At 42.3% G+C, this 15,274-nt stretch carries 14 protein-coding genes; all 14 read left to right on the top strand.

What is annotated here, in order from left to right:
- Window positions 1–56: 56 nt before the first annotated feature.
- The 14 genes from BET01_RS01645 (at window position 57) to BET01_RS01580 (ending at window position 15,123) form a co-directional block, all read left to right on the top strand.
- Entirely contained in the window at window positions 57–794 is a 738-nt protein-coding gene (locus BET01_RS01645; RefSeq protein ID WP_120195007.1) for a phosphatase, read from the top strand.
- Window positions 791–1,744 carry an ROK family protein gene (locus BET01_RS01640; protein ID WP_120195006.1) on the top strand — a complete coding sequence of 318 codons (954 nt, stop codon included), beginning with the start codon at window positions 791–793 and terminating at the stop codon, window positions 1,742–1,744. The genes BET01_RS01645 and BET01_RS01640 overlap by 4 nt, the downstream gene beginning before the upstream one ends.
- Before the next feature lie 17 nt (window positions 1,745–1,761).
- Window positions 1,762–3,402 (top strand): hypothetical protein, encoded by a 1,641-nt coding sequence (locus BET01_RS01635; protein ID WP_120195005.1) that lies wholly within the window; start codon window positions 1,762–1,764, stop codon window positions 3,400–3,402.
- Window positions 3,403–3,677: 275 nt separating this feature from the next.
- Window positions 3,678–5,309 carry an ABC transporter substrate-binding protein gene (locus BET01_RS01630; RefSeq protein WP_120195004.1) on the top strand — a complete coding sequence of 544 codons (1,632 nt, stop codon included), beginning with the start codon at window positions 3,678–3,680 and terminating at the stop codon, window positions 5,307–5,309.
- Between the two features lie 71 nt (window positions 5,310–5,380).
- On the top strand, window positions 5,381–6,334 hold the full coding sequence (locus BET01_RS01625) for an ABC transporter permease (protein WP_120195003.1): 954 nt from the start codon (window positions 5,381–5,383) through the stop codon (window positions 6,332–6,334).
- A gap of 6 nt (window positions 6,335–6,340) precedes the next feature.
- Window positions 6,341–7,225 (top strand): ABC transporter permease, encoded by an 885-nt coding sequence (locus BET01_RS01620; protein WP_207667547.1) that lies wholly within the window; start codon window positions 6,341–6,343, stop codon window positions 7,223–7,225.
- Between the two features lie 14 nt (window positions 7,226–7,239).
- Window positions 7,240–8,256: an ABC transporter ATP-binding protein gene (locus tag BET01_RS01615; RefSeq protein WP_120195002.1), complete on the top strand. Its 1,017-nt coding sequence runs from the start codon at window positions 7,240–7,242 to the stop codon at window positions 8,254–8,256.
- Between the two features lies 1 nt (window position 8,257).
- A complete protein-coding gene (locus BET01_RS01610) occupies window positions 8,258–9,277 on the top strand; it encodes an ABC transporter ATP-binding protein (RefSeq protein WP_120195001.1) in 1,020 nt (339 codons plus the stop codon).
- Between the two features lie 136 nt (window positions 9,278–9,413).
- Entirely contained in the window at window positions 9,414–10,145 is a 732-nt protein-coding gene (locus BET01_RS01605; RefSeq protein ID WP_120195000.1) for an amino acid ABC transporter ATP-binding protein, read from the top strand.
- 43 nt (window positions 10,146–10,188) lie between these two features.
- Entirely contained in the window at window positions 10,189–11,076 is an 888-nt protein-coding gene (locus BET01_RS01600) for a transporter substrate-binding domain-containing protein (protein ID WP_120194999.1), read from the top strand.
- A gap of 24 nt (window positions 11,077–11,100) precedes the next feature.
- Entirely contained in the window at window positions 11,101–11,832 is a 732-nt protein-coding gene (locus BET01_RS01595) for an amino acid ABC transporter permease (RefSeq protein WP_120194998.1), read from the top strand.
- On the top strand, window positions 11,829–12,491 hold the full coding sequence (locus tag BET01_RS01590) for an amino acid ABC transporter permease (RefSeq protein WP_120194997.1): 663 nt from the start codon (window positions 11,829–11,831) through the stop codon (window positions 12,489–12,491). The genes BET01_RS01595 and BET01_RS01590 overlap by 4 nt, the downstream gene beginning before the upstream one ends.
- A gap of 14 nt (window positions 12,492–12,505) precedes the next feature.
- Window positions 12,506–13,102, top strand: a complete 597-nt coding sequence (locus BET01_RS01585) for a cytidylate kinase-like family protein (RefSeq protein WP_120194996.1) — start codon at window positions 12,506–12,508, stop codon at window positions 13,100–13,102.
- A 329-nt stretch (window positions 13,103–13,431) separates the two neighbouring features.
- Window positions 13,432–15,123 carry a DEAD/DEAH box helicase gene (locus BET01_RS01580; protein ID WP_120194995.1) on the top strand — a complete coding sequence of 564 codons (1,692 nt, stop codon included), beginning with the start codon at window positions 13,432–13,434 and terminating at the stop codon, window positions 15,121–15,123.
- Window positions 15,124–15,274 lie beyond the last annotated feature (151 nt).

Here is a 15,274-nt window from a genome sequence, read left to right as displayed (position 1 = left end):
TGCTAATCCGTGTAATTAAGAAACCATAACAAGGACAATTAAAAAAGCAGGTTAAAATGATAAAACATCTGACAGCGGATTTACACACCCATACGGATGTGAGCAAACACGGCTACAGTACCGTCTATGAGAATATTATGGCTGCAAAGGCGGCCGGGCTCTCCTATATAGGAATCAGTAACCATGGCCCGGCCCACGAAGACGGAGCCCCTGAGGGACATTTTCGAAATTTACGAATTTTACCTGAAATCGTAGAAGGAATTCGGGTCTACCGGGGAGCAGAATTAAACATTACAGATTATAATGGAAGCATTGACCTAAGCGGGGACACCATGAAAGACAGGCTTGATTATACCATTGCCTCCTTTCATGACGAGGTGATACTTCCAGGAACAAAAGAGGACCACACAAGAGCCTATCTAAATGTGGCAGCAAATCCCTTGGTGGACATCATCGGCCATAGCGGGACTAAGTGCTTTACCTATGATTATGAACGTGTCATACCTGAGTTTGGGAAGTATGGGAAGGCAGTAGAAATCAATGAGGCGACCTTTCATGTAAGAAAGGAATCGAGAGAAAACTGCATGAGGATTGCCAGATTATGTGCCATTCATAAGGTTTTTGTGATGGTCAATTCAGATGCCCATTTTTGCAAGCTGGTGGGAGTTTTTCCAAATGCCTTAGAAATGCTTGAGGCAATAAATTTCCCGGAAGAACTGATTGTCAATGGGGACGGGAAGCGACTGGAAACGTGGCTGCAAAGGAAGAAATTACAAAAGGAGCAAGGAACATGAGATATTACGTTGGTATCGATCTTGGGGGAACAAATATTGCAGCAGGACTGGTGGGAGAGGATGGCACCTTAATAAAGCAGATGTCCGTTCCAACGAAAAGCGGGAGAAGCGCCAGAGAAATCGTAAAAGATATGGCAAGTCTTGCAAAGAAAGTGGCTGAAATGGGAGAGATTCCATGGGAGAACATAGAAGCAGTAGGGGTTGGCGTTCCAGGAACGGCTAACCGGGATACAGGCATGGTGGAATATGCCAATAATCTTGGGTTTTATGATGAACCAATGGTCTCCATGTTAAAAGAGGAACTTCCAGGCAAGTCCATTCGGTTTGATAACGATGCCAATGCCGCCGCATGGGGAGAATATGTGGCAGGCAGCGGAAAAGGAAGCAAATCCATGCTGGCAGTCACTCTTGGAACTGGGGTGGGTGGTGGTATTATTTTAGATGGCAAACTGTTTCGCGGTGTGAATTATGCAGCAGGAGAGTTCGGTCACTTTGTTATCGACAGAAATGGGATTCCTTGTAACTGTGGGAGACGAGGATGCTTTGAAACTTATGCATCCGCTACCGCATTGGTGGCCCAGACAAAGGAAGCCATGGAACAACACCCAGAATCCCTTTTGTGGGAGCTGTGCGGCAAGAACATAGACCTAGTTGAAGGAAGGACCTTGTTTGACGGTGTGAGGCAAGGAGATGAGATTGCAAAGCAAGTTTTAAGTCAATTCATCGAGTACCTGGCTACGGGTTTGGTAGATTTAATTAATATTTTTCAGCCAGAGGTCCTCTGCATTGGCGGCGGGATCAGTAAGGCAGGGGACCTTCTATTAAAACCCCTTCAGGCCATCATTGACAAAGAAGATTACGCGGCTACCTCCCGTAACAGGACGAAAATTACGGTTGCAACGCTGGATAACGATGCAGGCCTTATTGGTGCAGCACTGTTAGAATCATAGAAAAGAGGACAATCAGGATGAAACGATACATGGAACATATGATCCGTTCTGCAGAAATAAGAGTGGATCAATTTATAAGCCTGCAAGTGAAAGATGTAAGAGATGTTTTTTACGGAGGGATGAAACGTCCTCTTTTAGAAGTAAAGCCAACCATATATGTTATGGCGGATGCAGCCAGCGTCTATTTGAATGAGAAAAGCCGCTATTATAAAAATGAGACTCTCTTAAAGGCAATGGAGGCAGCTCTCACCTTTATTAAACGCTGCCAGAGAGAAGACGGAAGCTTTGATTACCCGTCTTGTAACTTTAAATCAGCGCCAGATACTTCCTTTTGCTTTAAGCGCCTCATCGCCACGTATCGTCTGTTTTTAAAATACACCGGGGAAGAAGAACTTGTGACCTTAAAAACAGGTTACCGTTCTGTTCTCATTAAGGCACTGAACGCACTTTTAATCGGAGGCTTCCACACACCGAATCATCGCTGGGGCATTACGGCTGCCCTTATGCAGGGAGCCAATCTGGTAAAGGAGGAAAATCCTGAACTGTCTCTGGCGCTTACAAAACGGGCACAGCAGTATCTTTTAGAGGGAATAGACGGCAACGAAGAGGGAGAATACGCAGAGCGCTCCACAGGCAATTACAATGCAGTGGTTAACAATGCCATGATGGCGATGTATGAGGAATCTGGTGATGACTCCTACCTTTTATATGTAGAGCGAAATTTAAAGATGATGCTTTACTACATCGATCCGGATGATACCATATTTACCCAGAATTCCACAAGGCAGGATCAAGGCAAGGCGGATTACCCGGACAAGTATTTATACCAGTATTTATACATGGCGGCTAAGACAGGCCTAGAAGTTTTTGATCATGCAGCTCATAAGATTATAAGGGACAATACAGAGCGTGGAGATATGGCACCAGAGTGTCTTCATATTATTATGCTTCATGATTTTATGATGGAGTATGAGTTCAAAGGTTATGGATTTTTAGAGACCTATCATAAACACTTTGAAGAGGCAGGCGTAATCCGTGGAAAAACACCAGAGTATGGATACAGTATATTAAAAGGAAGAAGTTCCTTCTTATTTCTCAAATTTAAAGAGACTCTTATCTACTTAAAAATAGGTGAAAGCTACTGTGATATCCGTAATTTTATTCCTCATACCATAGAAGAAAAAGATGGTGTTTGTGTACTTACTTCTGTAGCAAAAGGCTGGTATTATCTTCCTTTTTCAGAAAAACAAGACACCAGTGACTGGTGGAAGATGGATCATAGCAAGAGAGAAATTCTAAACAGCAGTGAGATTAAGATGACCGTTACCTTAAAGGAACTTTCCGATGGAATGGAAATTAATGTAAAAGCGGAAGGGCTTGATCAGGTGCCATTACGTGTTGAAATCTGCATTCCGGCTGGGAGCATTCTGGAAAATGAACATTTCCATATCCGGGGAGCAAAGGGAGAAGAAATGGTGCTCCGGGATGGATTCTTGACTTTACATCATGAAAATCAAAAACTATTGTTAGGCCCTGGTTATGGAACCCATGAATTTGGGGGACATTATTCTGGAGAAGAGATCAACGAATCCGGTTTCACCATATACTTTAACGACTACACTCCTTATGATAGAACCTTTTCCATCCGAAGTGTGTAAGTTGTAAAAGAAGAATAAGGAGAAGATTCCGGTGCAAAGATGCACCGGAATTTTTGCAACTAAGGGAGATTTATCAAACGGCGACAAGAGGAAAATCCAGAAAATATAGGTATAAACATTTAAACATATAAAAAATATAGGAAATTAAAGAAAACCAGTTGCAAAAACCTATGAAGTGAGTATATAATAAACTATATTTTTAATAAAAGACGGCTACCAGAGTTACTGGATTTTCATATACGTCGTGGATTGACTAGAATAGGAAGGAGTTATTTATGAAAAAAACATTAAAAAGAAGTGGGTTAGCTCTCATATCATCTCTCGTGATTCTTGGAGTTCTAACTGCTTGCGGAGGAAAAGATCCGGGGGCAGGAAATAATACAACTGCAAGTGGAGCAGGTGAAACAACAAAGGCAGGGGAAACCACTGCTGGAACCAAGACCGGAAGCGAAAGTACATTTACTTATGCCATCGCAGGTGATCCAGGAGCCAATGTAAATGTTATTACAACAAGCGATCGTTTTGGACTTATGACACTCAAGATGATCTATTCCCCCCTATATATGTATAACGCAGATGGAATCAATTACTTCCTTGCAAAGAGCATCGATGCTTCTGATGATAACTTAACTTACACCGTACACTTAAGAGATGATGTGAAGTGGTCTGATGGTGAGAAATTTACGGCTGATGATGTAGTATTTACCTTTGAAGCCATGGAAAAAGAAGAGAATGTAGGTTGGGCTTATTCCCAGCTTGTTTATCCAGAAGGAAGTGTAAAAGTTACAAAAGTTGATGATTATACTGTTTCCTTTACCATGCCAGTGATCAATGCAGCAGCGGAAGAGATGCTTTCCCAGATTTTCATCATGCCAAAGCATGTTTATGAGAATGTGACCAGTTTTGAAAACAATGAAGTGAATTCAAAGCCAGTTGGAACTGGACCTTATGTGATGTCTGAGTACTCCGCAGGTTCTTATGTGAAATTCACAAAGAATGAGAATTATTTCCTTGGAGCACCTTCCATCGATAACATTGTTTATCGAATCATTGAAAATGAGAACACAGCGAAAACAGCCATTCAAAGTGGTGAAGTAGATGCCTGGATTGGTACCCCTGCTCAGGTAGAGCAGATGGACTTAAAGTCTAACAACTTAACTGTGAAGCCTTATCAGGAAGGCCGCGTTGGCTATCTGATGATGAATGCAAAGCGTATGAATGATGAAAACTTAAGAAAAGCGATTCTGTATGCGATTGATAAAAAGGCCATTGCAGACGCTATCTTCTTAGATGCTGCTAACTACGATCTGCCATGGAGCTTTATGCCTCCTAACAGTGAGTTCTTTACAGAGGACGTTGAAAAGTATGGTCAGAATCTGGAGAAGTCAAAAGAATTCCTTGCAGCTTCCGGTAATAAAGCACCAGAACTTACTCTTGCATACAGTGCCACAGACAGCATTCAGTCAACCACTGCAATTTTAGTTCAGGAACAGCTTCAGAAGGTAGGCATTAAGGTAAACTTAACGGGAGTGGACTCCACTGCATTAAGTCAGCAGATGAAAAAGGAAGATAACTCCTACGATATGTACTTTGGTGGTTATATTATGGGAATTGACCCAGATACCTTTACCAGCCTCTTTGAAAGCGGCAACAGCCACAACTATATGCATTATGATTATCCTGAAATCGATGACCTTTTCTCTCAGGGACGCAAAGAAACTGACAAAGCAAAGAGAAAAGTGATCTATACAGAGCTTCAGAAGAAGTTACAAGATACGGCTTGTTTTTATCCGCTGTATTCCAATAAGCGTCTTTTAGTGGTATCAGATAAAATCGCAGGGATTGAGGAAGCGAAGTTAGTTCCTGTTTATACCTTTGAAGACACTTCAAAACTTAAGCTTAAATAAAATTTGAAAAAGGGGGTGTTTGCTGCTTCGATTCCTGCGGCAGATACCCTCTTTTTATAAGGAGAAATCATATGGCCAAATATATATTAAAACGAATATTGACAGCCATACCCATGGTCCTATTCATAACAATTCTTTGCTTTACCTTAATGCATTTTGCTCCCTATGATGCCATAGACGCGATGACAAATCCAAGGATGTCACAGGAGACCATTAATCTAATCAAGGCAAAGTACGGATTTGACCAGCCGCTTTTTATCCAGTATATCCGCTGGCTGGACGGACTGATGAATGGAAATTATGGATATTCTATCGTTACAAAGCAAAGCATTGCAGCGGATCTTTCCGTGAGAATTCCAAATACAATTAAGCTAGTACTTCCGGCATATTTTACGGCCTATTCTCTGGCGGTAGTGCTGGGACTTTTAGCAGGATCTCGTAAAAACCGTGCCACAGATAAGCTGATTGACGGTTTTTCTTCCGTTGGTATTGCAGTTCCTTCCTTCTGGTTTTCCATGCTTCTTATCTTTGTGTTTGGATATAAGCTAAAGCTCCTTCCCTTTGTTGGAATGAATTCTGTTGGTATGGAATCATCTGTGGTTGATTTTCTAAGACACTACATCATGCCCTTTGCGACTTTGGTATTTACCTTCTTGCCAGCCAATATAAAGTTTGTCCGTTCCTCCACTCTGACTCAGTACTCAGAGGATTATGTGTTGGTACAGCAGGCTTTTGGGGCCAGCAGGCGGGAGATCATGTTTAAGCATGTGAGTAAAAATGTTCTCTTACCAGTAGTGACAAGACTTGGAATGGCACTTCCCCTTTTAGTAACCGGAGCGATTATTACAGAGACTGTATTTGGCTGGCCTGGGGTAGGACCTTACTTTATCAAAGCCATTCAAGGACTTGATTATCCCATCGTCATGATCATATTGGTACTTTCTGCAACCCTGGTGATCATCGGCAATCTTTTGTCAGATATCCTTTACTGTCTCATCGACCCAAGAATCCGGGAAATGGGGTGATGACAAATGAGAAAGAATGAAACAATGAAAAAACACACAAGGTCTACCAGAATGGACAGCGTTCTTCTGGTGTTAAAACACGATAAAGCAGCGGTAATTTCTCTGATTATTCTTGCCGTTGTCATCCTGCTTGCACTAATAGCGCCATTCCTCCCAATGGATCCCAATGCTACCGATGTCATCAATCGTCTGAAATCACCGTCCATAAGTTACTTTTTTGGAACGGATGAAGTAGGAAGGGACTATTTTGCCAGGGTGATTTACGGAGGCAGAGTCTCTCTATTAGTCGGTTTTCTTGCCATGCTTACAAGCCTTACCATCGGCGTAGCGGTAGGAACCATCTCTGGTTTTTGCGGTGGGATCATTGATACGGTACTTATGAGAATCGTTGATATCCTCCATTCGATCCCTTGGATGATATTAGTAACGGTTGTCAGCATCTTTTTAAAGCCGGGCATACAGTCTATTATTCTGGTAATCGGCCTCTTTACCTGGATGGAGATTGCAAGGCTGGTACGTGCGGAAACCCTTTCCCTAAAGGAACGGGAATTTGTTCTTTATGCAAAGTTTTCCGGTGTCAGCGTATTTCATATTATTCTCCGCCATATCATACCTTCTGTATTTCCAACCATCATCGTCTCAGCGACGACTAGCATGGCAGATGCCATTATGACAGAGTCCTCTTTAAGCTTTCTAGGGGTTGGAATCCAACAACCTATGTCTTCTTGGGGTAGCTTGTTACAAGATGCTCAAGGAACTATGCAGAATAACTTTTTTATGGCTCTGATTCCAGGACTGCTAATCATTATTACGATTTTTGGCTTTAATAAGCTTGGTAATTTACTCCGGGTCTATGTGGAACCTAAGGTTATGAACGATGAGAAAGAATAGAGTGAGGAAATAAAGTGGAAGAAAACAATAAAAATCATGCGGTCCTGTCTGCCAGGAATGTACACACCACTTTTCACACCCATGGAAGGTCGGTGCAGGCAGTACGAGGCGTCAGCTTTCATGTAGAACATAAAGAAATTCTTGCCGTGGTAGGAGAATCAGGTAGCGGTAAAAGTGTCCTGATGAAATCGATCATGGGGTTAATGCCTGATAATGCGGAAGTAGTCGCAGATGAAACCAGGTTTCAGGAGCAGGAGCTTAGCATCATGACTCCGGAGCAGCTACGAAAGATACGGGGAAAGGAAATCGCCATGGTATTTCAAGATCCCATGACAGCCTTAAACCCCTTAAGAACCATAGGATACCATCTTGTTGAGGTCTTAAAAAGACACCGGAAGATGAATGGAAAAGAAGCACAAAAAGAAGCCATTGAAGTATTAAAACAAGTGGGAATCTCTTCTCCAGAAAAACGGCTGATGCAATATCCTCACGAATTTTCCGGCGGTATGCGTCAAAGAGCCTTAATCGCAATGGCTTTATGCTGTAAGCCAAAGCTTTTAATTGCAGATGAACCAACCACAGCCCTTGATGTGACAATACAAGCTCAGATTCTTGAGCTCCTAAAAAAGATTCAAGAAGAAAATGGGATGAGTGTAGTGCTCATCACGCATGATCTTGGTGTGGTGGCAAGTTTAAGCCATAGAATCTGTGTTATGTACGGTGGACTTATTATGGAAGAGGGGCTAACGGATGAAATCTTTTATGCTCCCAAACATCCTTATACAAAAGCACTGTTAAGAGCCATTCCTAGGCCCCAGTCAGGAAGCAGAGAACGTCTAGAATCCATTCCAGGAATGGCCCCATCTCTGGCCTCTCCACCCCCAGGATGCCCCTTTGCAGAGCGCTGTAAATTTGCCCGCGAAACCTGCAATGAGGGTATTCCACAGTACCGTGTGTATTCGGATACTCAAAGGGCTATGTGCATCTTTTCAGACGAAGAGCTTTCTGCCATGGAAAAGGAGGTGCAGTGATATGGACCAGAATAACCATGAGATCTTACTAGAAGCAAAAAACCTCTGTAAATACTTTCCAACGAAGGACTTTTTTGGGCGTAAAAAGGCAGAGGTAAAGGCCGTGGATGGCATTCATCTTGCCATTCGAAAAGGGGAGACCTTTGGCCTTGTTGGAGAGTCTGGTTGTGGAAAATCCACTCTTGGACGGACCCTCATCCGGATGTATGAACCTACCAGCGGTTCCATCCATTTTAAAGGGCAGGATATTACTGGATGGAAGGGGAAAAAGCTTCTGCCCATCCACAAACAGATGCAGATCATATTCCAGGATCCATATTCTGCTCTGGATCCCCATTTAAATGTAAGAGAAATCATCAAAGAGTCCCTGACTGCTGGAGGAAGTATGCCTGTTAGCGAAATGGATGGAAGAATCGAAGAACTCTTAAAAAGGGTTGGGATGAAACCAGATGATATGCATAAGTATGCATATGAATTTTCTGGCGGACAGCGTCAAAGAATTGGAATTGCCAGGGCACTTTCCGTGGAACCAGAATTTCTTCTCTGTGATGAACCGATTTCAGCTCTGGATGTATCCATTCAGGCACAGGTTGTAAATATGCTGGAAGAACTCCAGGAAGAGATGGGACTGACCTATTTGTTCGTTGCCCATGATTTGTCCATGGTGCGCCACATCTCCACAAGGATTGGCGTCATGTATTTAGGCAGGCTGGTGGAGGTGGCAGACAGTGATGAACTCTATGAAAATCCGCTTCATCCTTACACAAAAGCCCTGCTTTCTGCCATACCTGTAGCTGACCCCAAAATAGCAAGAATTACAAACCGTGTGGTACTTACCGGGGATCTTCCAAGTGCCATGGATGTACCCAGCGGATGCCACTTTCATACCAGGTGTAAGTATGCGGAAAATGGGTGTAAAGAATCGGTTCCCGAACTGCGTGAGATATCTCCAGGCCACTATGTTTCATGCTCTTGCATCCAAGGAATTATGCAGAATGAATCAAACACGTTAGAAAAATAATTCTTGACTTTTTAATCAAAACTTTTTATAATAACAACAATTAAACAACAAAAATAAGCGAAGACGCTTAAGAGTATTTACCCTTAGGCGTTTTTTTGCATATTCGCAGTCTTTTGCATAGAAAGGAGATGAAAGTATGCCAGATATGGTAAAAGTCGAAAACTTAAAAAAGAACTTCGGAGACTTGGAAGTTTTAAAGGATATCAGCCTTACGGTTAAGGAAGGTGAGAAGCTCGTTATTATAGGTCCTTCCGGTTCCGGTAAGTCCACTTTTATCCGGTGCATCAATTACCTGGAGGAGCCAACAAGCGGCAAAATCACAGTAGCAGGCACGGAAGTAACAAAAAAGAATCATCTGGAATTAGCAAAGAAATATTCATCCATGGTCTTTCAGCAATTTAACTTATATCCCCATCTTACCGTCTTAGAAAATCTGACCCTGGCACCCATCAAGTTGCAGCATGTTCCCAAAGAAGAGGCAAAAAAGAACGCCTTAAGTTGTTTGGAACGAGTTGGTTTAAAGGAAAAAGCTGGTAATTATCCCATTCAGCTTTCTGGCGGACAGCAGCAGAGAGTTGCCATAGCAAGATCATTGTGCACCAAACAGCCGCTCATTCTTTTTGATGAGCCAACTTCAGCCCTTGATCCTGAGATGGTTCAGGAGGTTTTAAGTGTTATGGTGGAGCTTGCTCATGAAAATATTACGATGATCTGCGTCACTCATGAGATGGGATTTGCCCGTCAGGTAGCAGACCGAGTAATTTTCATGGATGGAGGGTATATTCTTGAAGAGGGTACACCAGAGCATTTCTTTGATTGCCCGGAACATGAAAGAACCAAAGCGTTTTTAAGCAAGATCCTGCACTAGGATGTTTGTTTAATATAATATCATGATTGAGGAGGAAACAGATATGATGAAAAAGATGTTATCACTTGCACTTACAATAGCCATGGCGGCTACCTTAACAGCGTGTGGTGGTTCTAAACCGGAACAGACGACTACCAAAGCAGCTACAGAAACTACCAAGGCAGGGGAGACTACCGCGGCTGGCACAAAAGACGTGGCAGCTGACGTTAAAAAGATTATTGATCGTGGTACTTTAAAGGTTGGTTGTAAATCCGATATTCCAAAGTTCAGCCTTCAAAATACAGCAACAGGAGAATATGAAGGGTTTGAAGATGATCTTGCTTATGAGATCGCAGGCAAGATCTTTGGTTGTACACCAGAAGAAGCAAAAGAGAAGAAACTGGTTGCATTCCAGGGTGTTACTGCTAAAACGAGAGGTCCTCTTTTAGAGAACGGAGAAATTGATTTAGTTATCGCTACCTTTACCATCACAGATGAGAGAAAGGAAACTTATAACTTCTCCACACCTTACTATACCGATGCTGTAGGCCTTTTGGTAAATAAGGATTCTGGTATTACTTCCATCGAAGGACTTGATGGCAAGGTTGTAGGAATTGCTCAGTCTGCCAATACAAAAGAAGTAACCATGAAGTATGTAGATGAGAAAGGCTTAAAAGTTAAGCCAGAGTTCCAGGAATTTGATGGTTATCCAGCACTTGCTCAGGCTCTTGCAACCAAGCAGATTGACTGTTTCTCCGTTGACCGCGCCATTTTAGCAGGTTATGTAAATGATAAGAATCAAATCTTAGAAGATCGTTTTGCAGAACAGGATTATGGAGTTGCATCTGCAAAAGATAATACAGGTCTTGCAGGATTGGTAGAAGAGAAAGTCACCTCCATGATTTCTGATGGTTCTATGAAGAAACTTCAGGATAAATGGGGATTACAGTAACCTGTAATGTAAAGGAACGTTGATATGATTAAAGGTCTTTTTGATCCAAAACGCTGGAATGCCCTGTTTCAGGCATTTCCCGAATATTATATACCAGGCTTTCTTATGACTCTTAAAATATCACTGGTAGGGCTTGCGGTTTCGCTTGCCCTAGGAGTGGTATTCGGTCTGTTATCTACGGCTAAATTCAAACCGTTTCGTATTATTTCACGAATCTATGTGGAATTAATACAGAATACGCCTCTGGCTTTGCAGGTGGTCTGCTATTACTCTATCCTGCCCATGCTTTTTACAAACACGGGTTTTCGCATCCCTAAATTCATACTGGGCGTGGTGGGAGTTGGTGTTTATCATGGAGCCTATATCGCTGAGGTTATTAGAACCGGAATTGAAGCTATCCCGAAGGGACAGTCTGAGGCAGCATCTTCTCAGGGGTTTTCTTATCTGGAGACCATGTATCACATCGTTTTGCCTCAGACCGTGAAGATAATCCTGCCGCCTCTAGCCAATCAGGCTCTTGGGCTTGTTAAGAACACCTCTATCCTTGCCATGGTTGCAGGTATGGATCTCATGTATTTTACAGATTCTTGGGGTTCTGAAAGAGGCTATTTTGCTCAGGCATACTTTACAAGTGCGGTTATGTACTTTATCATCTGTTTCCCTCTGGCAAGGCTTGCCCGCTACTTAGAGATTCGTTCTATGAAGCTGCCGACTGCAAAAAGGCTTGAAATTACAGCAGATGAGGAGGTCGCATGATAGAATTATTTCATCAGATCTTCACTCAGGCAAATGTATTCTTTATGTTAAAAGGATTGCAGATGACCGTGTTGATCGCAGTGTTATCTACTATCTTCAGTATGTTTTTTGGTACTGTGTTTGCCTTAATCCGTACCTATGCATCTGGTAAATGGAAATGGGCAGGAGTGCTGGTTGCAATTTATACTGAATTTTTCCGCTGTACCCCCAATCTTTTGTGGATCCTCTGGATCTATTTTACGGTCAAAGGGAATAAAGTAGGAGTGTCGGTATTTGCAATTACGCTCTTTACTTCTGCTGTTATGGCAGAAATCGTTAGAGGAGGGTTAAACGCCATTCCCATGGGTCAGTTTGACAGCGCCCGGTCTCAGGGATTTGGGTTTTTAATGACCCTCTGGTACATTATACTTCCCCAGACTTTTAAGAAGGTGATACCTGCACTGTTAAGCCAGGTCATCACAATCATTAAAGATACCTCCTTCTTAAAGATGGTGGACGTTGCAGAATTTATGAGAAACAGCTCTGTTGTTTTAGGCAGTATCTACGATGTACGTGGCATGATGATGCTGTTTGCCTTCGAGGCACTTTGCTATTTTATCATCTGCTTTGCACTCAGTACTGTGGTGAGGCGTTATCAAAAAACTATCGTAACTGGTTAGGGAGGAACTTTTGAATGAAAAAGTTTACAATCACGATTGCCCGTGAGTTTGGAAGTATGGGGGGCCCTATTGCCAGGGAACTTTCAAAAGAACTTGGAGTAAAGTTTTATGACCGTGATATTGTGGAAGAGGTATCAAAAAAACTGAATCTTCCGATTTCAACCATAAGTGAAGAAGAAGAAAAGTCGAAACATCTATTATTCTCTCATATGTTTCCACTTGGAACCGATGAGGATTACATGCAGGACATCATTTTTGATGTTCAAAAGGATATCATTTTGGATCTTGCAAAGAAGGAAAGTTGTATCCTGGTGGGCAGATGCTCCAATCACATACTGGAAAAAGAAAAGAATAATATTAATATCTTTATTTATGCTCCGTATCAAAAGCGGATTCAAAACTGCGTCAATTCTTTAGGCATGACAATCAGTGAAGCCAAAAAGATGATTCAGTCCGTGGATAAAGCGAGAAACACATATCATAAAAAATATGCCGGTTACCTTCCAAATAACCCGGAACATACAAACCTTATGATCGACTCCTCACTCCTCGGAGTTACCGGAACGGCTAAGTTAATTGCCGGAGTTGTGCAACAGTTATACGGGGAATGATAAGATGAAAGCTTCCTATTAAATAGGCCCTTCTAGTAAGATTAAGATCTAAATCTTGATTCTTTACTGGGAAGGTCTGTTTTATTTTTAACAACGGATGGAAATATATACCATGAGCCATTCTTCTGTATTTTAGGGAAGACAATAAAAAAATAAAGTTATGCCCCTTGACACTTAAAATAAAACCTGCTATAGTTTACATTTGTGAAACGAGAGGATTAAGGTCTGAAACGTGCCTGTTCCATCTCGTTTTGTTTTGTGAAAGTGCGTGTGTGCGACCGTCGGCAACATGGGAACCCGGCAGGTCATGAGAAAGGAATTAATTATTTATGGAAACAATGAGATTTGATGAATTACAGTTAGATGAAAGAATTCTGCGGGCTGTAGCAGATATGGGATTTGAAGAAGCGTCTCCAATCCAGGCCCAGGCAATTCCAGTCCAGGTAGAAGGAAGAGATATTATCGGTCAGGCTCAGACAGGAACCGGTAAGACAGCAGCTTTTGGTATTCCCCTGTTACAGAAGGTTGACCCTAAAGTAAAAAAGCTTCAAGCGATTGCACTCTGCCCTACAAGAGAACTTGCAATTCAGGTAGCAGATGAGATCCGCAGGCTTGCAAAATATATGCATGGTGTAAAGGTCGTTCCAATTTATGGAGGACAGGATATTGTAAAACAGATCCGTTCTTTAAAAGATGGAACACAAGTCATTATCGGAACTCCTGGACGTGTTATGGATCATATGCGCCGTAAAACTGTTAAGTTTGATACGGTTCGTACCGTTGTTATGGATGAAGCAGATGAGATGTTAAACATGGGATTTTTAGAGGATATGGAAACTATCTTAAGCCAGCTTCCAGAAGATCGTCAGACCGTAATGTTTTCTGCAACCATGCCTTCTGCAATTATGGAAATCGCAAGAAAATTCCAGCAGGATCCGGTAACAGTTAAAGTAGTTAAGAAAGAACTGACTGTTCCAAATATTACTCAGTACTATTATGAAGTGAAGCCAAAGACCAAAGTAGAGGTTATGTGCCGTCTTTTAGACATGTACGCACCAAAGCTTTCTGTTGCATTTTGTAACACCAAAAAGCAGGTAGATGAACTGGTACAGTCACTTCAGGGCCGTGGTTATTTCGCAGAGGGGCTTCACGGTGATTTGAAGCAGATCCAGCGTGACAGAGTCATGAACAGCTTCCGTAACGGTAAGACAGAGATCCTTGTGGCAACAGACGTAGCGGCCCGTGGAATCGACGTAGAGGACGTAGAAGCGGTATTCAATTACGATCTTCCACAGGATGATGAGTACTATGTACACAGAATCGGCCGTACTGGCCGTGCAAACCGTGAAGGTATTGCATTTAGCTTTGTTGTTGGCAAGGAAGTTTATAAGCTTCGTGACATTCAGCGCTATTGTAAGACCAAGATCGTACCTCAGCCAGTTCCTTCTTTAAATGACGTAACAGCCATTAAAGTGGACAAGATTTTAGTGAACGTAGCTGATACCATCGCTGATTCAGATTTAAGCAAGATGGTAAACATCATCGAGAAGAAAATTCTGGAAGAGGAATATACTTCTTTGGATCTGGCAGCTGCCCTTCTAAAACGTCTGATGGGTGAAGAGAATGAGGATATCATTGATGTGAAACAACCTCGTTCCCTTGATGCTCTTGAGAATCTCTTTGGCAGCGCCGGAGGCCGTGGTAACAGTCGTGGAGGCCGTACAGGTGCAGGTGGCCGAGGCGGAAGAAGTGATTCTTCCTCTAGAGGCGAGAGAGATGATATGGCTCGTCTTTTCATCAACATCGGTAAGAACCAGAATGTTAAGCCAGGAGATATCCTGGGAGCTATCGCTGGAGAGTCCGGTATACCTGGAAAGATGGTAGGTAGCATCGACATGTATGACAAGTATACATTTGTAGAAGTTCCTAGAGAAAATGCAGATGTTGTGCTTCAGGCCATGAAAGATGTAAAGATCAAAGGTAAGAATATCCATATGGAAAAGGCCAACGGAAAAGGCTAATAAATTTTTCTAGAGCGAAGCAGGAAGGAAAGGCATAGCCTTTCCGGGAATGTTTCGCTCTTTTTTTATTTCACTTATTTCATTGCGATCACCGGGGAAAAAGGTACTCTTGCTTCCTGATGAAAAAAAAGATACAATAGGCACATAGAAA

Source organism: Lacrimispora algidixylanolytica, assembly GCF_003609635.1.
Taxonomy (GTDB): Bacteria; Bacillota; Clostridia; order Lachnospirales; family Lachnospiraceae; genus Lacrimispora; species Lacrimispora algidixylanolytica.
This window is presented reverse-complemented; position numbering and strand designations above follow the sequence as displayed.

Bases quoted from the DNA above. Each gene is read 5' to 3' on its own strand.
- BET01_RS01645 (WP_120195007.1), top strand. From the start codon at position 57: ATGATAAAACATCTGACAGCGGATTTACACACCCATACGGATGTGAGC.
- BET01_RS01640 (WP_120195006.1), top strand. From the start codon at position 791: ATGAGATATTACGTTGGTATCGATCTTGGGGGAACAAATATTGCAGCA.
- BET01_RS01635 (WP_120195005.1), top strand. From the start codon at position 1,762: ATGAAACGATACATGGAACATATGATCCGTTCTGCAGAAATAAGAGTG.
- BET01_RS01630 (WP_120195004.1), top strand. From the start codon at position 3,678: ATGAAAAAAACATTAAAAAGAAGTGGGTTAGCTCTCATATCATCTCTC.
- BET01_RS01625 (WP_120195003.1), top strand. From the start codon at position 5,381: ATGGCCAAATATATATTAAAACGAATATTGACAGCCATACCCATGGTC.
- BET01_RS01620 (WP_207667547.1), top strand. From the start codon at position 6,341: ATGAGAAAGAATGAAACAATGAAAAAACACACAAGGTCTACCAGAATG.
- BET01_RS01610 (WP_120195001.1), top strand. From the start codon at position 8,258: ATGGACCAGAATAACCATGAGATCTTACTAGAAGCAAAAAACCTCTGT.
- BET01_RS01605 (WP_120195000.1), top strand. From the start codon at position 9,414: ATGCCAGATATGGTAAAAGTCGAAAACTTAAAAAAGAACTTCGGAGAC.
- BET01_RS01600 (WP_120194999.1), top strand. From the start codon at position 10,189: ATGATGAAAAAGATGTTATCACTTGCACTTACAATAGCCATGGCGGCT.
- BET01_RS01595 (WP_120194998.1), top strand. From the start codon at position 11,101: ATGATTAAAGGTCTTTTTGATCCAAAACGCTGGAATGCCCTGTTTCAG.
- BET01_RS01590 (WP_120194997.1), top strand. From the start codon at position 11,829: ATGATAGAATTATTTCATCAGATCTTCACTCAGGCAAATGTATTCTTT.
- BET01_RS01585 (WP_120194996.1), top strand. From the start codon at position 12,506: ATGAAAAAGTTTACAATCACGATTGCCCGTGAGTTTGGAAGTATGGGG.
- BET01_RS01580 (WP_120194995.1), top strand. From the start codon at position 13,432: ATGGAAACAATGAGATTTGATGAATTACAGTTAGATGAAAGAATTCTG.